At 70.5% G+C, this 20,754-nt stretch carries 20 protein-coding genes; 11 read left to right on the top strand and 9 right to left on the bottom strand.

Features of this window, described 5'->3' with window-relative positions:
• Positions 1 to 96: 96 nt before the first annotated feature.
• Entirely contained in the window at positions 97 to 612 is a 516-nt protein-coding gene (locus HPS36_RS14670) for a CNNM domain-containing protein (RefSeq protein WP_137715732.1), read from the bottom strand.
• 540 nt (positions 613 to 1,152) lie between these two features.
• Between HPS36_RS14670 and HPS36_RS14665 the strand changes: the two genes are divergently transcribed.
• Positions 1,153 to 1,599, top strand: a complete 447-nt coding sequence (locus HPS36_RS14665) for an SRPBCC family protein (protein WP_137715733.1) — start codon at positions 1,153 to 1,155, stop codon at positions 1,597 to 1,599.
• A gap of 21 nt (positions 1,600 to 1,620) precedes the next feature.
• Here HPS36_RS14665 and HPS36_RS14660 read toward each other — a convergent pair whose 3' ends face one another.
• A complete protein-coding gene (locus HPS36_RS14660; RefSeq protein ID WP_137715734.1) occupies positions 1,621 to 2,103 on the bottom strand; it encodes a VOC family protein in 483 nt (160 codons plus the stop codon).
• A 198-nt stretch (positions 2,104 to 2,301) separates the two neighbouring features.
• Complete coding sequence (locus HPS36_RS14655) at positions 2,302 to 2,751, bottom strand: DoxX family protein (protein WP_137715735.1); 450 nt, start codon at positions 2,749 to 2,751, stop codon at positions 2,302 to 2,304.
• A gap of 69 nt (positions 2,752 to 2,820) precedes the next feature.
• Between HPS36_RS14655 and HPS36_RS14650 the strand changes: the two genes are divergently transcribed.
• Together HPS36_RS14650 and HPS36_RS14645 are read left to right on the top strand one after the other, a co-directional pair.
• On the top strand, positions 2,821 to 3,237 hold the full coding sequence (locus tag HPS36_RS14650; protein ID WP_137715736.1) for a winged helix-turn-helix transcriptional regulator: 417 nt from the start codon (positions 2,821 to 2,823) through the stop codon (positions 3,235 to 3,237).
• Positions 3,238 to 3,316: 79 nt separating this feature from the next.
• Positions 3,317 to 3,802 carry a hypothetical protein gene (locus HPS36_RS14645; protein ID WP_173230717.1) on the top strand — a complete coding sequence of 162 codons (486 nt, stop codon included), beginning with the start codon at positions 3,317 to 3,319 and terminating at the stop codon, positions 3,800 to 3,802.
• 10 nt (positions 3,803 to 3,812) lie between these two features.
• On the opposite strand, the gene HPS36_RS14640 is transcribed toward HPS36_RS14645, so the two are convergent.
• Complete coding sequence (locus tag HPS36_RS14640; RefSeq protein ID WP_121599344.1) at positions 3,813 to 4,091, bottom strand: acylphosphatase; 279 nt, start codon at positions 4,089 to 4,091, stop codon at positions 3,813 to 3,815.
• Positions 4,092 to 4,208: 117 nt separating this feature from the next.
• Here HPS36_RS14640 and HPS36_RS14635 point away from each other — a divergent pair, with 117 nt between their 5' ends.
• The 5 genes from HPS36_RS14635 to HPS36_RS14615 all read left to right on the top strand — a co-directional run bounded on the left by HPS36_RS14635 (position 4,209) and on the right by HPS36_RS14615 (position 11,190).
• Complete coding sequence (locus HPS36_RS14635) at positions 4,209 to 5,741, top strand: phosphohexomutase domain-containing protein (protein WP_173230716.1); 1,533 nt, start codon at positions 4,209 to 4,211, stop codon at positions 5,739 to 5,741.
• Positions 5,742 to 5,946: 205 nt separating this feature from the next.
• Positions 5,947 to 7,110 (top strand): BMP family lipoprotein, encoded by a 1,164-nt coding sequence (locus HPS36_RS14630; protein WP_173230715.1) that lies wholly within the window; start codon positions 5,947 to 5,949, stop codon positions 7,108 to 7,110.
• A gap of 132 nt (positions 7,111 to 7,242) precedes the next feature.
• Positions 7,243 to 8,865 (top strand): ABC transporter ATP-binding protein, encoded by a 1,623-nt coding sequence (locus HPS36_RS14625; protein ID WP_137715740.1) that lies wholly within the window; start codon positions 7,243 to 7,245, stop codon positions 8,863 to 8,865.
• Positions 8,862 to 10,106: an ABC transporter permease gene (locus HPS36_RS14620; RefSeq protein ID WP_173230714.1), complete on the top strand. Its 1,245-nt coding sequence runs from the start codon at positions 8,862 to 8,864 to the stop codon at positions 10,104 to 10,106. The genes HPS36_RS14625 and HPS36_RS14620 overlap by 4 nt, the downstream gene beginning before the upstream one ends.
• Positions 10,099 to 11,190 carry an ABC transporter permease gene (locus HPS36_RS14615; RefSeq protein ID WP_173230713.1) on the top strand — a complete coding sequence of 364 codons (1,092 nt, stop codon included), beginning with the start codon at positions 10,099 to 10,101 and terminating at the stop codon, positions 11,188 to 11,190. The genes HPS36_RS14620 and HPS36_RS14615 overlap by 8 nt, the downstream gene beginning before the upstream one ends.
• 36 nt (positions 11,191 to 11,226) lie before the next feature.
• Here HPS36_RS14615 and fer read toward each other — a convergent pair whose 3' ends face one another.
• A complete protein-coding gene (gene fer / locus HPS36_RS17025) occupies positions 11,227 to 12,027 on the bottom strand; it encodes a ferredoxin Fer (RefSeq protein WP_137715742.1) in 801 nt (266 codons plus the stop codon).
• A gap of 157 nt (positions 12,028 to 12,184) precedes the next feature.
• Here fer and HPS36_RS14605 point away from each other — a divergent pair, with 157 nt between their 5' ends.
• Positions 12,185 to 13,555 (top strand): geranylgeranyl reductase family protein, encoded by a 1,371-nt coding sequence (locus tag HPS36_RS14605; RefSeq protein ID WP_137715743.1) that lies wholly within the window; start codon positions 12,185 to 12,187, stop codon positions 13,553 to 13,555.
• Between the two features lie 4 nt (positions 13,556 to 13,559).
• On the top strand, positions 13,560 to 14,024 hold the full coding sequence (locus HPS36_RS14600; RefSeq protein WP_173230712.1) for a Rieske (2Fe-2S) protein: 465 nt from the start codon (positions 13,560 to 13,562) through the stop codon (positions 14,022 to 14,024).
• Positions 14,025 to 14,215: 191 nt separating this feature from the next.
• Here the strand turns inward: HPS36_RS14600 and HPS36_RS14595 are convergent, their stop codons facing one another.
• The 4 genes from HPS36_RS14595 to HPS36_RS14580 form a co-directional block, all read right to left on the bottom strand.
• Positions 14,216 to 15,106, bottom strand: coding sequence for a hypothetical protein (locus HPS36_RS14595; protein WP_173230711.1), 891 nt, complete (start codon positions 15,104 to 15,106; stop codon positions 14,216 to 14,218).
• 476 nt (positions 15,107 to 15,582) lie between these two features.
• The gene (locus tag HPS36_RS14590) at positions 15,583 to 16,863 is read right to left on the bottom strand and encodes an amidohydrolase (RefSeq protein ID WP_173230710.1); all 1,281 of its coding nucleotides are present in this window, start codon (positions 16,861 to 16,863) and stop codon (positions 15,583 to 15,585) included.
• Positions 16,864 to 16,946: 83 nt separating this feature from the next.
• Entirely contained in the window at positions 16,947 to 17,444 is a 498-nt protein-coding gene (locus HPS36_RS14585) for a pyridoxamine 5'-phosphate oxidase family protein (protein ID WP_173230709.1), read from the bottom strand.
• Positions 17,445 to 17,513: 69 nt separating this feature from the next.
• A complete protein-coding gene (locus HPS36_RS14580; RefSeq protein WP_137715748.1) occupies positions 17,514 to 18,689 on the bottom strand; it encodes a sensor histidine kinase in 1,176 nt (391 codons plus the stop codon).
• Positions 18,690 to 18,901: 212 nt separating this feature from the next.
• Here HPS36_RS14580 and arcS point away from each other — a divergent pair, with 212 nt between their 5' ends.
• Positions 18,902 to 20,704 carry an archaeosine synthase subunit alpha gene (gene arcS / locus HPS36_RS14575; protein WP_173230708.1) on the top strand — a complete coding sequence of 601 codons (1,803 nt, stop codon included), beginning with the start codon at positions 18,902 to 18,904 and terminating at the stop codon, positions 20,702 to 20,704.
• Positions 20,705 to 20,754 lie beyond the last annotated feature (50 nt).

The raw sequence follows: 20,754 nt of genomic DNA, 5'->3' as shown, positions 1-20,754 counted from the left end.
CGCGAGGGACGGATAACCCCTCGGGTCGCACCGGTCGGGATTCCGGGAGATCCCGGGGACGCCGGGATCGACCGCCGAACGTCGGCCGTCGGCGCGTCAGTCCGTGTACGGCTTCTCGATGTTCGCGTCGCCGCTGATGTACGCGTTCATCCGGCGGGTGATCCCGTCGAACAGCGTGATGAGCGGCGAGAGGACGCGCTCGACGAGCCGGACCGGCGACGCGATGCGCAGCGACCACGACTCCGCGTTGCCGAGCCCGAAGGCCTTCGGGACGATCTCGCCGAAGACGAGGACGAGGAAGCTCGTACACAGCGTCGTCACCACTACCGTCGCCCCCGACGAGAGGTGGCTCGCGACCAGGACGGTCACGATGCTCGAAATGGCGATGTTGACGACGTTGTTCCCGACGAGGAGCGTCACGAGGAGCCGGTGGGGGTCGTCGTGAAGCTCCTTCAGGACGGCCCCTCGCGGGTCGCCCGTGGTCGCCTGCCGGTCGAACCACTCGGTCGGCAGCGAGAAGATGGCGGTCTCGGAACTGGAGAAGAAGGCGCTCAGTCCCAGCAACACGATCACCGCTGCGACACCGATCACGCCGAGTGCGGCTCCGACCATGCCTCGTGTGGAGTCAGCAGGTCAAAGAGGGTGTCGACGGGAGCCGGCCGACGCGACCGGTGCGGCGAACGCGGGGAGGCGACGGTGGCGTCGAATACGGGGTGGCGACAAAGGCGACGAAAACGGGGAAGCGACGGCCGCGTGGCTCTTCGGTCGAGAGCTGATCGACGCCGGTGCGTCCGGCGAGAAACGGCGGTCGGCGTTACTCCTCTTCTTCCTCTTCCTCGACGGGTCCTCGTCCTCGCTCCCAGACGCCGTCGGCGGACGTGTCGTTCGGTGCTGTGTGCGAGACGTCTTTCATGGTGTCGCGATCGCTTGCCATATTGACCTGCGATAGCCCGGAACCCCGTATTAACCCTTCGTGGAAAGAGATAATGAGTCCTGATACCATATTAGGTATTAATATTCGAGCGAGATCGGCGGTCGGATCTCTGGACGTACCTCGGAAAATAGTCGTTTCAACGGCGTAGAAGCGACCGAACGTTTCGATTCTTTCGGGCGGCCGCAGCGATGAGGGGGACGGACCGCGGAGGAATCGACGTGTTCGGAAATCGCGACGCGTCCGGGAACGTTGACCGCGGCGACGGCGGGTCGGTGGTCCGGGAGGGCGCGACGCTCGCGGTCGGTCGCGACGTCGCCGCGCCGCCGGTGGCCACGGCGACGGCGCTCCGCGACACGCGGCGCTGGCCCGAGTGGAGCCCGTCCGTTAGCGGCGTCGAGAGTTCGGACCGGTACGTCGAGACCGGGACGACCGGCCGGGTTCGAGTTGCGGGCGCGTGGGTTCCGTTCAGGGTGTCGTCAGCGACGCGTCTCCGGTGGGACTGGGAGGTCGCCGGGATACCCGCCACGGGCCACCGGGTCGAGCGGTACTCCGGGGACCCGGACCGGTGTCGGGCGGTGATCGAGGTCCCGCTGGTCGCGGCGCCGTACGTGCCCGTCTGCCGGCGCGCGCTTGACCGGTTCGCGGCGTTGGTGGAAGGCGAGTGAGCCGGGCGGCGACCGGGCGTCTCAGTTCTCGTACCCCTTCTCGAACGGGTCGATGACCTCGCTGCCGGGGTCGTCCTCGTCGCGGGTGAAGCCCGGCCCCTGCGTCGCCAGCTCGAAGACGAGCCCGTCGGGGTCGGTGAAGTAGATGCTCTTGAAGTAGGTCCGGTCTTTCACCTCGGAGACCTCGACGCCGTGCGCTTCGAGGTGGTCCTGCCACTCGCGGAGCGCCTCCTCGTCCTCGACCCCGAACGCGAAGTGGTGGCTCGCGCCCGGGCCGGGCGCCCCCTGCGAGTCGGGGTACTCGAAGTAGGTGACGTTGGTCCCCGGCTCCCCCTCGGGCGTCGGCGAGTAGTAGTAGTGCGGCGTCCCGGGGTCGTCGTAGTTCTGGGTCCGCTTCACCGTGTGCCACCCGAGGACGTCCTCGTAGAACGCGGTGGTCTCCTCGATGTCGGTACAGATGTTCGTGACGTGGTGGAGTCCCGTCGTCGGCGGCGCGTCGGTCATGGTCTGTGCGAACAGTTGTCGGGAGCACAGTTAGTCGTACTGGCGACGGCGGCGCCGGCCGGCTCGGCGACTCGACTGGTCGCCGGACGGCGTTTCGAAAAGGTGTTTTCGTCGACCGCGCTGCGCGTGTGCGGTGGTAACATCGTGTGCGCGGTGGTCGCGAGTCGATGCGTCGTCGAAGTCAGGTCCGCCGGCGGCTCAGAACAGGCCGACGCCGACCGCGTACGGCCACGCGGTGCCGCCGACGGCGAGCAGCGCGAGCGCCGCGCCGGCGCCGTAGACGTTCTTCAGGAAGCTCGTCATCTCGTTCTGCTTCTCCTCGGGGTCGTCCATCGACCAGAAGTCGTGCATCGTCACGGCGGAGACGAGGAGGAAGAAGGCGAGCGCGCCGGCCGCGACGACCGGGAACGCGCCGGCGACCACGGCCACGCCGCCGAGCACGAGGACGGCGCCGGAGGCGATGACGGAGAACTTCGGCGCCGGGAGGCCCTTGAACTCGGCGTAGCCGGCCATCGTTTCGAGGTCCATGAAGTGGTTGAGTCCCATGAATGCGAGCGTCGCGCCGAACAGGATCCGGCCGAGCAGGAAGAGTTCGCCCGAGAACGGGGCGTCGAACTGAAGCGGTGTCGTCGCGAATTCAGCTAACATCGTGTAACCTGCTATACGGACGTAACCTATTTATCGCTTCCCGGACAATTGGGTTAGTAGGTAACACCGATGTCATCACAGGATCTCTCTGCGGCGGAGTCGGCTGAGACGGCTGAGACGACGGAATCGAGCGCTGACGCGGCGACCGAGGCGGCGGCGACCGAGGCGACGGCGCCCGAGACCCCGTGCCCCGTCATCGACTCGATCGAGCAGATCGGATCGCAGTGGCGGCTCGTCGTCCTCCACGAACTGTTGAACGGCGAGGCGCGGTTCAACGAACTCAAGCGCGAGACCGACGCGAACGCGCGGACCCTCTCGCGCGTGCTCGACGACCTCCAGGAGACCGGCTTCGTCGACCGGCGGTTAGAGGAGGACTCGCCCGTGGCGACGTACTACAGCCTGACCGACAAGGGCGAGTCGCTCGCGCCCGTCTTCGAGGAGATCGATTCGTGGGCCCACGAGTGGCTCGCCGAGTGTGAGGCGTAGTCGAGACGCCGAGTCATCGAGGCGTCCGAGCGTACCGGACGGCGAAACGCACACCCTTCTGCGGCGCGTACGGATCGGCGTGTACGCCGGACTGAAGAACACCCCCTGTTGCCTGTGCGGCCGGGACGACACGCACACCCGGATCGCGGTGCCGCCGCGGGCGCTCCGCCTCATGGAGAACGGGGAGCCGATAGCCTGGCGCGACGTGGTCGGCACGGTGACGCTCCGCTTCTGCGCCGACGACTGGGACCTCGTGAGCGACCTCGCGATCGAGATGGACACGCACCCGCTCTCGCGGTGTAACGCCGCGCACGTCTCGCTCGACCTCCGCGAGGACCACGAGGCGCTGCTGTCGGCGACGAAGGCGGAGACGGACCAGACCGAACTGGAGGCGCGCCTGTCGCGCGAGGCCGAGGCGACCCTCGACGCGGTCGACGACCCCTACACCGAGGAGCGCGACGTGGTCGAGGCCGTCGTCGTGTTGCGCGCGCTGGAGGAACTGGGCGTGCGCGAGCGGTCCGGCGCCGACGCCGCCGGCGCCGCGGCGGCCGCGGACGACGACTGACCGGACCGCGTCACCACCTGACCTCGAACCCCTCGATCCCCTCCGGCTCGCCGTACTCGGCGTCCACGTCGTCGACCTCGGCGGCTCGGCTCCCCGTCTCGCACCACGCGACCATGTCGCGGACGTCGCCCTCCGGCCCCTCGAAGACGGCCTCGACTCGGCCGTCCTCCAGGTTCCGGACCCAGCCGTCGACGCCCTTCTCGCGGGCCGTGTCGCGGGTGGTCGCCCGGTAGTAGACGCCCTGAACCCTGCCCGAGACGAAGACGTGCGCGCGAACGCGGTCGGTCATCGGTCGGTGGTGCGCCCGCCGTCGTGTTAAACGGCCCGCCGGCGGGTCGACTCACAGCGGGTCGACCTCGCGGCCGCAACCGACGCCTACTAACTCCCGGGCGCCGACATGGTCGACATGGACCTGTTCGGAACCGCCGGGATACGCGGCGGCGTCGAGGACCGTGTCACGCCGGCGCTCGCGCTCGCCGTGGGGCGAGCCGTGGCCGCCGAGATACGCAGCCGAGCCGAGGAGTCGCCCGCGGGGTCGACCCCCGAGTCGACGGTCGTGCTCGCCCGCGACGGGCGGGTGACCGGCCCGGCGCTCGCCGCGGCGATGGAGGCCGGGCTGTCGGCGGGCGGCGTCGACGTGCGCCGCGCCGGGCGACTGCCGACGCCGGCGCTCGCGTACGCCTCGCGCGGTCGCTACGGCGTGATGCTCACGGCGTCGCACAACCCGCCGACCGACAACGGGATCAAGCTCTTCCGCGACGGCGTCGAGTTCGACCGCGACGCGGAGCGCGCCGTCGAGGCGCGGGTCGCCGACGAGGAGGCGGTCGCCCCGTGGGACGACTGGACCGAGGCGATCCGGACCGACCCGCTCGGGGGCTACCTCGACGCCGTGCGCGAGTACGCCGCGGGGTTCGGCGCGCCCCTCGACGGGCTCCGCGTCGCGGTCGACTGCGGGAACGGGATGAGCGCGCCCGCGACGCCGGCCGTCCTCCGCGAACTGGGCGCCGACGTGGTCACGCTCAACGGCAACGTCGACGGCCATTTCCCCGGCCGCGGGAGCAAGCCGACCCCGGAGACGCTCGCCGACCTGCGGGCGTTCGTCGCCGACGCCAACGAGGGCGTCGAGAACCCGGGCAGACCGACGGCCGGCGAGTCCGGTGAGGGCGACGGCTCGGGAGAGACGGAGGGGTTCGCCTTCGGGATCGGTCACGACGGGGACGCCGACCGGATCGTGATCGTCGACGCGGACGGCGAGGTCGTCCACGAGGACACGGTCCTCGCGCTTCTCGCGGAGCGGTACACCCGCACGAGCGACGCGGCCGACCCCGTCGTCGTGACGACGCCGAACGCCTCGGGCCGCATCGACGAGCGCGTCCGCGAGGCGGGCGGCCGGGTCGAGCGCGTGCGCCTCGGCGCGCTCCACGAGGGGATCGCCGCCGTGCGAGAGTCGGCCACGGACGCCGGCGCCCTCGGCGAGGCGGGCGCGGTGGGCGAAGCGGGCGCCGCCGGGGAGGTCGGCGCCGACACGCGCGTCGTCTTCGCGGCCGAGCCGTGGAAGCACATCCACGTCGCCTTCGGGGGGTGGATCGACGGCGTCACCTCGGCGGCGGTGATCGCCCGCCTCGTCGCCGACGAGGGGCTCGACGCGCTCCGAGCGCCGATCACGGAGCGCCCGTACCGGAAGGTGAGCGTCTCGTGTCCCGACGACGCGAAGGGCGACGTGATGGACCGACTGGAGACGGCGCTGCCGGAGGCGTTCCCCGAGGCCGCGGTCGACACCGACCACGGGGTCCGGCTGGAGTTCGACGACGCCTCGTGGACGCTGGTCCGCCCCTCCGGGACGGAGCCGTACGTCCGGGTGTACGCCGAGAGCGACGAGGTCGACGCGCTGGTCGCCGAGGTCGAGGGGCTCGTCGAGGACGCGGTCGCGGCGGTCTGAGTCCTCGCGTCGCCGAGGGCGTTCCCGACCGAGTCTCCGCGACGGCGGGCCGTTTACGACCGTGAGAGATTCGGGTTCGTGGATCGAACCCCTCGATACCGGGGTCGATTCCGCCGGGTTCGCTCCGTACGTCCGCACGAACGTGTGACAGCCGCGTCGGGGGAACGACGAATTTATGCCCCATTCCGACGGGGTTAGTAGTGAGATGGCATCCGACTTCGAACGGCGGCGGTTCATCAAGGCGGCAAGCGCGGCGGGCCTGATCGGCCTCGCCGGATGTAGCGGCGGTCCGAGCGACGGCTCGGACGGGTCTGACGGTTCGGACGGCTCCGACGGTTCGGACGGCTCCGATGGCTCGGACGGCTCGGACGGGTCTGACGGCGACGACGGCTCCGACGGCGGGAGCGGTCCGGCGGCGAACATCGGGATGGTGTACGCGACCGGCGGCCTCGGCGACGGGTCGTTCAACGACCAGGCCCAGCAGGGCGCGATCGAGGCCGAAGAGGAGCTGGGGATCTCCTTCCGCGAGGCCCAGCCCGACGAGGTGGCGCAGTTCAGCACCTTCCAGCAGCAGTTCGCGAACTCCAGCGACCCGGACTACGACCTGGTGTGCTGTATCGGGTTCCTCCAGGCGGACTCGCTCACCGACACCGCGTCGTCGTACCCCGACCAGGACTTCATGATCGTCGACTCGGTCGTCGACGCGGACAACGTCGCGAGCTACACGTTCCGGGAGCACGAGGGGTCGTACCTCGCGGGCCTGATGGCGAGCCTGCTCACGACGCGCTCGTTCTCGGCCGGCGCCGGCTCCACCCAGGGCGACTCGACGAACCTCGGGTTCGTCGGCGGCGTCGAGTCCGACCTGATCCAGAAGTTCCAGGCCGGCTTCGAGGCGGGCGTCTCGGCGGGCAACGACGACGTCGACGTCAGCGTCAACTACACCGGCAGCTTCAACGACCCGGCCGCGGGCCGCGAGGCGGCGACCTCGATGTACAACAGCGGCGCGGACATCGTCTACCACGCCGCGGGTAACACCGGCACCGGCGTCTTCCAGGCCGCCCAGGAACAGGGGAAGTTCGCGATCGGCGTCGACCGCGACCAGTCGGTCACGCGCCCGGACTACGCCGACGTCATCCTCGGCAGCATGGTCAAGCGCGTCGACACCGCGGTCTACAACGCGATCGAGGCGACCGTCGACGAGGAGTTCCCCGGCGGCTCGAACGTCGCCCTCGGGCTCGGCAACGACGGCGTCGCGCTCGTCTACGGCGACCAGCTCGGCTCCGAGATCCCCGACGACGTCACCGAGGAGGTCGCGACCGCCCGCGAGAACATCATCGCCGGCGACATCGACGTCCCCTCGGAGCTGTAAGGCCCCTCGACGGGCGTCGCCCGCGCGCCGCCGCACCGGATGTTGTCGGCGCTCCGACCGATCGGCGCGCCGCGGGCACCGAATCATATCCAAACATATTCAATCACGGTTGAACCAGAGGGTAGTAGACCAATGGCCACAGCCGTCCACCTCGACGGGATAACCAAGCGGTTCCCCGGCGTCGTCGCGAACGACGACGTCGACCTCGAGGTCGAACGCGGCACCGTCCACGCCCTTCTCGGTGAGAACGGGGCCGGGAAGACGACGCTGATGAACGTCCTTTACGGCCTCTACGAGCCGACGTCGGGAACGGTTCGGCTCGACGGCGAACCGCAGGCGTTCGGCTCGCCGCGGGACGCGATCGACGCCGGGATCGGAATGATCCATCAGCACTTCATGCTCGTCGACCCGATGACCGTCACCGAGAACATCACGCTCGGGAGCGAGCCGCGGAAGTGGGGCGGACTCGCCGTCGACCGAGAGGCGGCCCGAGAGGCCGTGGCCGACCTCGCCGACCGGTACGGCTTCGACGTGGACCCGGACGCGCGGATCGAAGACGTCTCGGTCGGGGAGCAACAGCGCGTCGAGATCCTGAAGGCGCTGTACCGGGGCGCCGAGACGCTAATACTCGACGAGCCCACCGCCGTGCTGACGCCGCAGGAGGTCGACGAGCTGTTCGAGGTGTTAGAGGAGCTCACGGCGCAGGGCAAGACGATCATCTTCATCACCCACAAGCTCGGCGAGGCGATGCGCGCGGCCGACGAGATCTCGGTCCTCCGGGACGGCCGGAAGGTCGGGACCGTCGCCGCGGACGCGACCAGCCAAGAGGAGCTCGCGGAGCTGATGGTCGGCCGCGAGGTGCTCATGGACGTCGACCGCGGCGCCGCGGAGACCGGGGACGTCGTCGCGTCGGTCTCGGACGTGGTCGTCGAGGACGACCGCGGGGTCAGAGCGGTCGACGGCGTCTCCTTCGACGTTCGCGGCGGCGAGGTGTTCGGCATCGCGGGCGTGGACGGCAACGGACAGACGGAGCTGGTCGAAGCGGTGACCGGGCTCCAGTCGGTCGACGCGGGCGAGATCCGCTTCCTGGGCGAGGACGTGACGACCGTCTCGCGGCGCGACCGGATCGACGCCGGGATGGCGTACGTCCCCGAGGACCGGCAGGAGCGCGGGCTGGTGATGGAGTTCGACCTCGTCGAGAACGGGCTGTTGGGGAGCCAGCACGACCCCGACTTCGCCGCCAACGGCCGGGTCGACTGGCAGACGACGCGCGACCACGCGGAGGCGATTATCGACGAGTACGACGTCCGCCCGCCGGACGCCGACGCGGACGCGGAGTCGCTCTCGGGCGGCAACCAGCAGAAGTTCATCGTCGGCCGTGAGTTCGAGCGCGACCCGGAGCTGGTGGTCGCCTCGCACCCGACGCGCGGCGTCGACATCGGCTCGATCGAGTTCATCCACGAGCGGCTGCTGGAGCTCCGCCGCCAAGGCGTGGCGGTCCTCCTCGTCTCCTCGAAGCTGGAGGAGGTCCAGGGGCTCTCCGACCGGCTGGCGGTCATCTACGAGGGGGAGTTCATCGACGTGGTCGACCCCGACGAGACGACGGAAGAGGAGCTCGGGCTCCTGATGGCCGGCGAGCGACCGGGCGAGCGCGCCGACGGCGACCCGGACCCCTCGTCGCCGCCCGACGGGGCGGACGCGGCGGACGACGAGGCGGCGGCCGACGCGGTCGATCCGGCAGGTGACCGGGCGTGAGCGTCGCCGACCGCGCCCGCGACGTGCTCTCCCGGCTCGCCACGGCGTCCGGGACCGAACGGATCCTGATCAGCACCGCCGCGCTCGTGCTCTCCGTGCTCATCGGCGCGGTGCTGGTGCTCGTCGCCGGACGCATGACGACGTGTACCGCCGGCGAGGCGGTGTACTACTTCGGGACCGGGTTCTGTTACGACCCGATAGCGGTGTTCGACCGCCTCTTCCTCGGCGCGCTGGGCGACCCCTTCAGCGGCGGGTGGTCGCCGAACGGACAGTTCGCGGTCACGCTCCGCGAGACGACGCTCCTGATCTTCACCGGCCTCTCGGTCGCCTTGGCGTTCCGCGCCGGGATCTTCAACATCGGGACGCAGGGCCAGCTCGTCGTCGGGGCGCTGGCGACCGCGCTCGGCGTCCTCTGGGCGTCGTCGCTCGTGTCTGGCGTCGTCGGGACCGTCGTGTTGATCCCGTTCGGCCTGCTGGTGGGAGCGGTGTTCGGCGGGCTCTACGGCGCGATCCCCGGCCTGTTGAAGGCGTACGCCGACGCCAACGAGGTGATCACGACGATCATGCTCAACTTCATCGCGACCGGCGTCGCGCTGTACCTGGTCAGCGGCGTGTTCAAGGATCCCGAGAGCGCCGCCAACCAGACGGTCCCCCTCCCCGAGTTCGCGCAGTTCCCGGCGGTGCTGTTCGGCGCGCGACAGGACTTCTCGCTGGTCGCGCTCGCGTTCGGGCTCCTCGCGCTCGGCGCGCTGTACTACCTCCTCGAACACACGGCGTTCGGGTACGACGTACGGACGAGCGGCGTCCAGCCGGAGGCGGCCGAGTACGGCGGGGTCGACGCCGAGCGCACCGTCGTCGCGAGCCTCACGCTCTCGGGCGCGCTCGGCGGCATCGCCGGCGCGATGTACGTGATGATGGTGCTCGGCACGTTCCAGACCGGGATCCCCTCGTACGGCTTCGACGGGATCACCGTCTCGATCCTCGCAGGCAACAACCCGCTGGGCGTCGGGATCGCCGCGCTGCTGTTCGGCGTGCTGAAGAGCGGGACGACGGTCGTCCAGTTCGCGACGGACGTGCCGCCGCAGCTGGTCGGCGTCCTCCGGGGACTTATCATCCTGTTCGTGGCGATGCCGGAGTTCTTCCGGCTGCTCGCCCGGGGGCTCCCGGGGATCGGCCGGGGGCCGGAGTCGGCCGCGACCGACGGCGGCGTGCCGGTCGACGGGGGTGAGGCCGATGAGTGACGCGGCCGCGGACGGGTCGGCGAGCGGTCCGGTCGCCGATTCGGGATCGATCCTGGAGCGGTACTCGACCCGGGCGCTCGTCGCCGCCGTCACAGTCGTCGGGATCGTCGCGCTGCTGCTCGCCGGGCTGGCCTTCCCGGACTCGATCGCCGGGACGCTCGCGGACGCGCTCACGAGCCGGTTCACGCTCGCGTCCGCGCTGCGCCTCTCGGTCCCGATCGCGTTCGCGGCCCTCGGCGGGATCTTCGCCGAGAAGTCCGGCGTGATCAACATCGGACTGGAGGGGCTGTTGATCATCTCGGCGTTCAGCGCCATCTACGTCGCCGACATCACCGGCGGTGTCTGGGTCGGCTACGCGGGCGGCGTCGCCGCGAGCACGCTGCTTGCGGCGCTGTTCGCCGTCGTGACGATCGGCTTCCGGGCGGACCAGATCATCGCCGGGCTCGCGGTGTGGCTCATCGCGCTCGGGCTCGCCCCGTTCGCCTCCCAGGTGTTCTACGGGAGCCCGAACTCCCCGACCGTCGCGACGACGGGGTCGATCTCGGTGCCGGTCCTCGCCGACATCCCGTTCTTCGGCGCGCTGTTCTCGGCGTCGCCGTCGGTATACATGCTGTTCGTCGCCGTCGCCGGCTCCTGGTACGTGTTCGAGCGGACGGCGTTCGGCCGGTGGATCCGCGCCAGCGGTGAGAACCCGAAGGCGCTCGACACCGCCGGCGTGAGCGTCACGCGCGTCCGCTACGCGGCGGTGCTGATCTCGGGGGTGCTCGCCGGGATGGGCGGCGCGGCGCTGTCGCTCGACCTCGGCCAGTTCACCGGGAACGGCCCGACGATGGTCAACGGGAAGGGGTTCATCGCCATCGTCGCGTACCTGTTCGGCAACTACAACCCGGTCGGGACGTTCTTCTCGACGATGCTGTTCGCCGGGCTGGACGCGCTCCAGACCGTCCTCCAGACCCAGGGGATCGGCGTCCCCCGCCAGCTCATCCGGATCACGCCGTTCGTGGTCGTCATCCTCGTGCTCGCCTTGGTCGGCCGGACGCGGCTCCCGGAGGCGGCGGGCGAACACTACGAGACCGAGGAGTAATCGGCGGCGCTCGGGACGCCGCCGCTCCGCCGGCCGTCAGTCCGACGCCCCCGCCTCGTCGGCCGGCGACGGCAGCCGCAGGTCGGCGAAGTCCGCCGCGTCGCCGACGCCGGTGACGACCTTGACCTCGTCGGTGATCGGGACGCCGACGCAGGAGAGGCGGGCGTTCGCCGCCCGGATCTGCTCGTCCGAGAGGATCGACTGTCCCGGCATCGCCACGTCGCCCTCGACGACGATCACGGCGCAGTTCGAGCAGGCGCCGCCGCGGCAGGCGTACGGCCACGACCGGCCGCCGCGCTCCGCCGCCTCCAGGATCGACTCCCCGGGCTCGACGAGGAAGCGCCCGTACTCCGGGAGGTCGAGGTCGGCCTCGGCGGCCTTCGCGAACAGGTCGTCGTCGTCGATCGACCACCCGCGCTCGTCGACGACGGCCCTGTCGAGGTGGTAGACAGTCGAGGGCGACCCGCTCCGGACCGGCTCGACCGACCCCTCGGCGTACCGGCGGACCACGTCCGCCGCCTCCGGGACCGGCTCGTCCCCGAGGTCGTCGAACCAGTCGCGGACCGTCGCGGGCGCGAGGTTCGACTCGTCGGCGACCGCGTCGAGGTCGACTCCTTCGAGCCGGGCCACCGTCGAGACGAAGCCCGGCGAGTCGAGGGCTTCGATCGTCTCCGCGACCCACTCCTCGGAGCGGTCGTACCACGATGCGAGCTCCGCCGTGCCGATCCCCCGGTCGTACGCGACGGCGACCATCAGCGCCGCGGTCGCCTCCGACGACCGGACCTCCGAGAGCCATGCCCGGAGGCGGTCGGCGTCGACCTGATCGAGGTGACCCATACCACGACCATCCGTCTGCGGCCCGTTAAACGGTGATCCTGAACAGTTAGGCTCCGCGCCGCCCGCCTCGCGCCGCGGTCGCCCGCGAAATCCGTCGCCTCCGACGCGACCGAAACGGGAGCAAAGAGTTTTGCCGGGGGCACGACACGGTCCGGTAATGGATATCGACGAGTACGACGTCGTCGTGGCGGGCGCCGGGACCGCCGGCTGCTACGCCGCCGCGACGATCGCGAACGAGGGGCTCGACGTCGTCATCGTCGAGCGGAAAGACGCTGAGGAGGCCGGCCACATCGCCTGCGGCGACGCCCTGAAGGGCGCGGACGCCTTCCCCGAGGCGATCCCGAAAGAGCGGCTCGAACCCGCGTTCACGAACACCGGCGTCGACCACGGTCGCTTCGAGATCCCCCAGGAGGACACGGTCCTGGAGATCCCGGTCCCCGGCGAGCTCGCCGTCATCGACCGCTGGGAGTACGGCCGTCAGATCATCGCCGGCGCGGAGGACGCGGGCGTCGACTTCCACTACGACACCGTCATCAACGACGTGCTCCAGGACGAGACCGGCCGCGTCACGGGCATTCACGCGGTGCGGAAGGGAGAGCCGAAGACGTACACGGCGGACGTGGTGATCGACGGCGCCGGGTCGCTCTCGCTGCTCCAGGACAAGGCCGACTTCGAGGGGACGACCTTCGACACGAACGTCCGGTACTCGCAGTTCTGCTCCGCGTACCGCGAGATCGTCGACGTGCCGGAGCCGGTCGAGTGGGACGACGCCCTCGTGTTCAAGGCGACCGACCGCGCGGCGGGCTACCTCTGGTACTTCCCGCGGACGGCGACGGAGATCAACGCCGGCCTCGGCTTCCAGATGACCGAGGAACCGATGCAGCTCGTCGAGTCGCTGAAGAAGGACCTGCGGGACCGCCCCGAGTTCGAGGGCGCAGAGGTGCGCGACAAGCTCGGCGCCGCGCTGCCGACCCGCCGGCCGTACGACTCTGCGGTCGCGCCCGGCTACATGGCGGTCGGCGACGCCGCGGGCCACGTGAATCCGACGACCGGCGGCGGCATCGCCGGCGCGGCGTACGCGGGCAAGTACGCCGGCGAGCAGGCGGTGAAGGCCATCTCCGACGGCGACGTGAGCGAGGAGAACCTCTGGCGGTACAACACCCGCGTCATGGACCACTTCGGGGGGCGGTACGCCGGTCTCGACGTGTATAACGTCCTCTCGACCGCGGTCGACGTGGACGACCTGATGGGCCTCCTCGCGTCGCTGCCGGGCGAGAAGCTCGCGGAGGCGCTGTACGAGGGGTCGACCTCGATGTCCTTCGGGCTGAAGGTGAAGGCCGCGATCAAGTCGTTCGGCTACTGGGGGACGATCCGGAACTTCTACCAGACGAAGTCGCTGGCCGACGAGCTGATCGCCCACTACGACGAGTACCCGACGAGCCCGGCCGCGATGGCCAACTGGACCCGCGAGCGCGACGCCATCATGGACCGCGTGTACGAGACGACCGGCGCCGACGCGAAGTACTGACCCCGTGAGCGGCTACCGACTGACCACCGTCGAGACCGTGCGCGAGCGGGGGTCGTGGGCGTTCACGGCCCGCGAGGGCGACGCGGATCGCGAGGTGTTCCTCGTGCCCTGCGTCGACGAGCCGGACGGCGGGGTCGACGAGCCGGACGCCGGCGGCGACGGACAGCCCGTCCGCGCGTGGATCAATCGCTGTACCCACGAGGACCAGCGGCTTCACCGGGAGGAAGTGGGCGCCGTGACGCGCGGCGGCTCGGTCGTCTGCCCGAAGCACGGCTCGGCGTTCGACGCCTGCGAGGGCGACTGCGACAACGGCGAGGCCGCGGGGACGACGCTCCGGTCGATCGATGTCGAGGTCCGCGACGGCGCGGTGTTCCTCACCGACGACGACCTCACGTACCTCTACGAGGGGTTGCCGGACGACAACGGCGACGACGACGGCCCGTCGTCGAGCTCGCACCTCACGTTCTGAGGAGTAATGTCCGGAAGACGAATTCGCGGTCGGACGTCTCTACATTCTGTCTTCGTTGCGATCGTCGGAACTGAGATGTCCTACCTCGGTGCGGTCAGTACGAGCAAGCGACAGATCACTTAGTACGGAGTATACGCCACTCGATCTATATCTCCCGACCGTCTCCCCTCATCGACCCGCGCTCGGAACAGCTACTCGATGAACGTAACGCCGACCAATGTGAGTAAGAACAACCCCGTTACACCGGTTAGCGGGGCCACCAGAGAAAGGATGCCGATCCGTCGCCCTATCCGTCGTAGGATGGCTCCCCATCCTTCCGTCGTTATCAGCGGCCGATTCGCGAAGCGGCCGGCCGGCGTGACCGTCGTTTCGCCCCCGGCCGTCACGACGGTAACCGGTCCGAAGAGCTGAACCGTCTCTCCGTCCGGTATCGTCGCTTCGGTAATTCGGAGATAGTGTTCAAAGATGCGTCCTCTGAACACGGCATCTCCGACGTCGATTTCAACGTCCGAAAGCGCGTTCGTTGTATGTGACGACACGTCGTCGTCAGCGGTCAGTTCCCTTCGGTCGCCTCCAACGACACGGATCTCATCTCCGACGGTCCGCGACGTGCCGGTAGCGGCGAGGGTGACGTTGGTGGTCGATTGATCGAGTCGGGTAGGAACCGCTTCGGTCTGCTCGAAGCCGGCCCCGCTCCGTGTACTTGGCCACGGAACTCCTGCGAATCGTTCGCGTATGTGACCTCCGCTGGTAACCGCCACCGCAGGAGCGTCGCCGAGAACGCCACGGACCGGCTCGTCTAACGCGGTGGCGTTGGCCTCGATGCGTAGCCAGTGGTCCCCGGAGGGAAGCGTCGCGACGTCGTCCCCGCCGCGGACGTCTGCGAGGAGGAACCGCGAGATCTGGTGGATCCGCTGTCCGAGCTCGATGAGCGAAAGGACGCTCCCAGTAAGGAACCCCAGTCCGACGAGGGCGACGGTCAGATCGACCACGAGTGAAAACTCGCCAAACGCCACGCCGACGGTCGAGACCGCGAGTAATACTGCGAACGTAGTAAGCACCAGACCGGCGAGCCGCTGCATCGTGCTCGTCAAATGCCGGGAATGTCTTGTAGCTTCGGTCTCGATCCGTTGTCATCGTTCGGGGATCGAGCAGTTTCGGCAACCGATACGCAGCTCTCATCGACCGGTTGTTTCAGGCGAGAAAACCTCTGAAAAAGAGAGACACGTCAGCGTTCATAGCATCACCGGTCGCTTCGCGGTGACGCCCGCCGAAGGCCTAGCCGGCTCTCATAACTCGCCGCTAGGGGAGTTGGGTGAAGTGTTTCAAGCCCTCGATCGGTCGTCGTCGCTTCGCTCGGCGACCGACTCCAGCGAGGAACCGACGGTCCCTCTGGCAGTCGGGCGAAGCCCGACGACCTCGCGCCTGCCTCTCGCGTCTCCACATCATTTTACAACTCAATCGCGGGCCGGTTTCGGTAGAAATAAAAGACGGTCCAGACCGGTTCTGGTTCAGGGAACCTTACGCTTGAGGTCGGGATTCTCGTCGCTCGCTCCCGCTACGGCCGCGTTTCGGCGACCCGCCGGATCGCGCCGGCGATCACGTCGATACCGATCCCGATGTCCGCCTCGACCACGTCGAAGTCGCTCGTGTGGTGGCCGCCGGGGTGGTCGGTGCCGACGCCGAGGTAGCAGGCGAGCCCGCCCTGCTCTTGGACGCGGTTCATCAGGTACGTGGCGTCCTCGGAGCCGCCGAGGTCGTCGCTGTCGACGATGCTCGTGACGCCCGCCACGTTGCCCGCGGACTCGCGGACGAGGCCGGCGAGCGCGTCGTCGCTCGTGGCGCTGGGGGCCTCGCCGAGCGTCGACACCTCGACCTCGCAGTCGTGCATCTCCGCCGCCGAGTCGAGGATCCGGTCGGCGTGGTCGGACATGTACTCGGCGAGCTCCGTCGTCTGCCCGCGCAGCTCGCCCTCGATGTGCGACTCCTCGGGGATGATGTTCGTCGCGGTGCCGCCACCGACGAGCCCCGCGTTGACCCGCGTGGGGCCGTCGGCGTGCCGCGGGATGGCGTAGAGGTTCTGTATCGCGGCCGCCATCGCCTGGACCGTGTTCCGGCCCTGCTCGGGGCGCGCGCCGGCGTGGGCGGGCTCGCCGGAGAACTCCGCGAGGAAGTGCCGCACCGCGAGGAACCCCTCGACGCCGCAGACGACCTCGCCGGACGGGTGGTCGAGGCCGACGTGGACCGCGTAGAGGTAGTCCACGTCGTCGAGGTGGCCCGACTCGGCCATCGGCTTGCCGCCGGCGACCTGCTCTTCGCCCGGCTGGAAGAACACCTTCAGCGTGCCCGAGAAGTCGGAGTCGAGGGCCGCGTCGAGCGCGCCGAGCCCCATCGTCGCGTGGGCGTCGTGGCCGCAGGCGTGCATGAACCCCTCGTGCTCGGAGCGGAACCCCTCGCCGGCCGGGACGTGGTCGCCGGACTCCGACTCCGTGATCGGGAGCCCGTCGATGTCGACGCGGAGGCCGACCACGGGGCCGTCGCCGCGCTCGGCGACCGCGACGCAGCCGGTGTAGCCTCCGGAGAGCTGGTCGAGGATCTCCGGGTCGGCGCCCGCCTCGCGGGCCTGGTCCTCCCACTCGGCCAACGTCTCGTCGTCCGGGACGTTCAGGCGCTCGTCGCCCGCCAGCGCGTCGGGGCCGACGTGGAGCGCCGTCAGGTCTCGCTCGCGGAGTTCCTCGACGATGCGGGCGGTGGTGTAGAACTCGCGCCACGCGGGCTCCGGGTGGCGGTGGAGGTCGCGGCGGAACGCGCGGTACTCGTCGCTGTCGAGAGCGCTCATACCGTCGGGTGGCCCGGCGACCGCTTAAACGATCGCCTCGCGGAGAGCGACGCGGGCCGCGCCGTCGACCGCCCGCGGTCGCCTCACTCCCCGCCGGTCTCCATGCGCTCCGAGTAGTCCCAGGCGTGGAGCCGCTCGGGCTCGATCCGGATCTCGACCTCGTCGCGCTCGGGCCGCAGGAGCCGCTCGGCGGTCGGGTTGTCGGTCCCGCCGAGGTACTTCGTCAGGAGCGACCGGAGGAGCCGCTTGTCCTCGTCGGGGACGACCGTCGCGCGACCGCGGCCGCGGACCCCCTTGTACGGCGGGTCGTTCGTCGACATGTCGAAGGAGACGTGGTCGTCGTGCTCGACGAACTCGACGAGGTCGGCGCTCGCGCTCGTCGCGCAGCGGATCGCCCCGGCTGTGCCCCCGTGACCGCCGTCTCCGTCGGGCTCGCCCCCCGCGTCCGGGTCCCACGCGAACCACAGCGAGACGATCCACGGGCGGTCGCTCGGCGTGCGGCAGCCGAGCCGGACCGGGACGCGCGCGGCGGCGAGGTACTCGTCGACGCGGTCGCGGTCCCACGGGCCGGTCGGGTCCATACCGATCGGTCGGTCGCGGTCGGCCTAACAGTTCCGCCGCGCGCCGGCGGAGAGCGCGCTGGGAGACCGTCAGGCCGCCGGCACGCCGAGGGTGATCGTCGTCCCGGTCTCGTCGCCGCTCGGGCCGTCTCCGTCGGCGCGGGTCGTCTCGATGGAGAGCCAGCCGTCGAACGCGTCGGCGGTCGCGCGCACGATCCAGAGCCCCAGCCCGCTCGCGTGTTCCAACTGGGTCTCCGGGTCGCGGCCGGTGATCACGCGCCCCTCCGTCTCCCGGATCCCCGGTCCGTCGTCGCTGACGGCGATCTCGACGTCACCGTCGCGCTCCCGCGCGGACAGGGCGACCTCGCTCGCGCCGTGGTCCGGCGCGTTCGTCGCGAGCTCCTCGACCGCCGTCGCCAGCCGCTCGTCGGCCAGCGCGACGCAGGGGTCCACGTCGGTCTCGACCGTCTCCGCGCCGGCCTCGCGGGCCGCTTCGGCGGCGTCCGCGACGACGGCGTCGACGTCGACCGGCCCGCGCTCGTCGGGGCGACGCTCGAAGGCGGCCTGAAGCCGCTTCGCGTCCTCAGCGAGCCCGCCGATCACCGACGCGCTGCGCGCGATGGTCTCGGCCGACTCCCGCAGGTCGGGGTCGTCGACCCCCTCGGCGACGATGGAGGCGTGCCCGCCCAGCACCGTCGTCTCGTTGCGGAGGTTGTGTCTGATCACGCGGTTGAGAACCGAGAGCTTCCGCTGTTCCTTCGCCAGCTGCTGCGCCCGGACCCGCCGGGCGTCGTAGACCCCGATGATCACGTGGGCGACGGCGCCGATCGCGAGCACCTTCGCGACCGAGAACGTGGGCGCGACGAACGGCGAGCCGAGCGCCGCCTGATACCGGAGGATGCCGAGCATGATGCCGCCGAGCACCGCGATCCCGAACAGGTTCCAGACCGCGATCCGGACCGCGTTCCGCGTGGAGAAGGAGCTCCGGAACAGGAGCCCCCCGACCGCCACGAGCGCGACCGAGAGCACCGTCCCCAGCACGGAGAGCGCGACGCCGATCGGCGGCTCCCCGCCTGACGCGAGCGGCGTGACGTTCGGCACGAGGAGCGCGAACCCGGTGAGGGAGACGAACGCCGCCGCGGCGGCCCGCGTGACCCCCGCGTCCGGCCGCCCCGCCGCGTAGTCCGGGTCGGCGACGCCGAGCGTCACCAGCAGCTCCCGCAGTCGATCCGCCCCCGCGTCCCGCGTGTCGAACCGTCGGCCCATCGAGCGACCGGACGGAACGCCGAGTGAAGTCCGTTGGCCCCCGGCTATCACTGGCCGGAATCGACCCGTCGTCCCCCCGCGGTCGGTCGACCGTCGGCGGGCTCGCGACGCCACGCCCGCCGCGCCGCGGACGGGCCGCGGTCCGCTCCGGCGGCCGGGCCGCGGCGGCCGCGGAACACAAGAGAATTGACCGTCCCCGCGCGAGTGGTGGTATGACCGACTACTTCGAGGTCCACGAGCGCGACGGCGCCGCCCGCCTCGGGGAGGTCCGCCTCGCCGACCCCGTCACGACGCCGGCGCTCGCGGACCCGTTCCTCGACGACGCCGGGAGCCTCTGGGCCGGCAACCGCGAGGTGCCCGACGGCGACGAGAGCGCGCTGACGGTGCTGCCGCACCGGTCGTTCCCGGCCGGCACGCGCGACGAGGTCCGCGAGTCGTTCGCGGTCGACCATCCGGACGCCGACTTCCCCTCGGCCGCGGTGGTCGACAGCCGGAGCGCCCGCGACCTCGGCGCCGACGCGTACCTCCTCTCGGACGCCCAGGGGTTCGTCGGCCACGGCGAGGCGTTCCGCGACGCGGTCGTCCGCGCGAAGGCGGGCCTGCCGCCGGACGCCGCGCTCGGCCTCTCCGGCGTTGCGACGCCGCGAAACGTCGCGCTGCTCGCGTACGCCGGCGTCGACCTCGTCGACGCGACGCTCGCCCGGACGAAGGGGACCCAGGGGATGTACCTCACCGCGGACGCGGAGCACTTCCTCGAAGACCTCGACGAACTCCCGTGTGCCTGTCCGGCCTGCGCCGGACCGCGGAGCGAGTTCACGCGCGCCGACTGCGCCGACCACAACGTCAACGCGCTCCGCGCCGAGCTCCGCCGCGTCCGCGAGCGGATCCGGAGCGGTCGCCTCCGCGACTACGTCGAGGGACAGGCGCGCCACGAGGGGTGGCTCACGGCCGCGTTCCGCGAGTTCGACGACCAGTGGGGGTACCTCGAAGAGCGGACCCCGCTCATGCGCGACGCCGAGGTGACGGCGGCGTCGGCGGAGACGCTCGACCGCGTCGAGATCCGCCGGTTCGCGGACCGCGTCACGAGCCGCTACCGCAACCGCTTCACCGACCAGCCGCTCGTCTTGGTCCCCTGCTCGGCGACGAAGCCGTACAGCGACTCACAGAGCCACCGCCAGTTCCACGACGCGATCCAGTGGCGCGGCCACACCGTCTCGATGACCTCGCCCATCGGCGTGGTGCCCCAGGAGCTGGAGACGACCTACCCCGCGCAACACTACGACTCGGTCGTCACCGGCGACTGGAGCGAAGACGAGATCGAGTTCGTCGCCGAGGTCCTCCGGCGGTACCTCGAACGCAACGACTACTCCCGCGTCGTCGCGCACGTCCCGGAGGACGGCTACCGCGAGATCTGCGAGCGCGTCGAGAATGATCCGGCGATCGACGTTCCCTTCGAGTACACCTGCGTCGACCACCCGACAACCGACGAGTCGCTCGGCGAGCTGAACGCCGCCCTCCAGGGCGAGCCCGCCTACAGCAAGCGGGAGCGCGAGCACAACACGGTCCGCGGCATCGCCGACTTCCTCCTCGGCGACGGCGCGGGCGACGACCTGTTCGGCGGGCCGGGCGAGGCCGACGTGCGCACCACCGGGCGCTACCCGAAGCTCCAGGTGTGGGGCGACGACCCCGACGCCGGCCGCGAGGGCGAGCCGGGCGAGCAGCTGGCGACGATGGTCCCGCAGTACGGCACCCTATCCTTCACCCTCGCCGGCGCGCGCCGGTGGGTCGCGAGCGACGCGCCGACGAAGCGCGTCCAGATCGACTCCTTCGTCCCGCGCGGCTCCGTCCTCGCGCCGGGCGTCGTCGACGCCGACGGCGACGTGCGGGTGGGCGACGAGGTCGTGGTAGAGGGGCCGAAGGCGTTCGCCGTCGGCCGCGCGGCGATGTCCGGCCCGGAGATGGCGGGGTCGACGCGCGGCGTCGCGGTCGAGGTGCGACACGCCGAGGAGAAGTGACCGATCGCTTAGGAGGCCGTTCGATCCGGTAATCCGAGCGGGTCGCGCCC

It is taken from the genome of Halorubrum salinarum (assembly GCF_013267195.1).
Classification (GTDB): Archaea; Halobacteriota; Halobacteria; order Halobacteriales; family Haloferacaceae; genus Halorubrum; species Halorubrum salinarum.
This window is presented reverse-complemented; position numbering and strand designations above follow the sequence as displayed.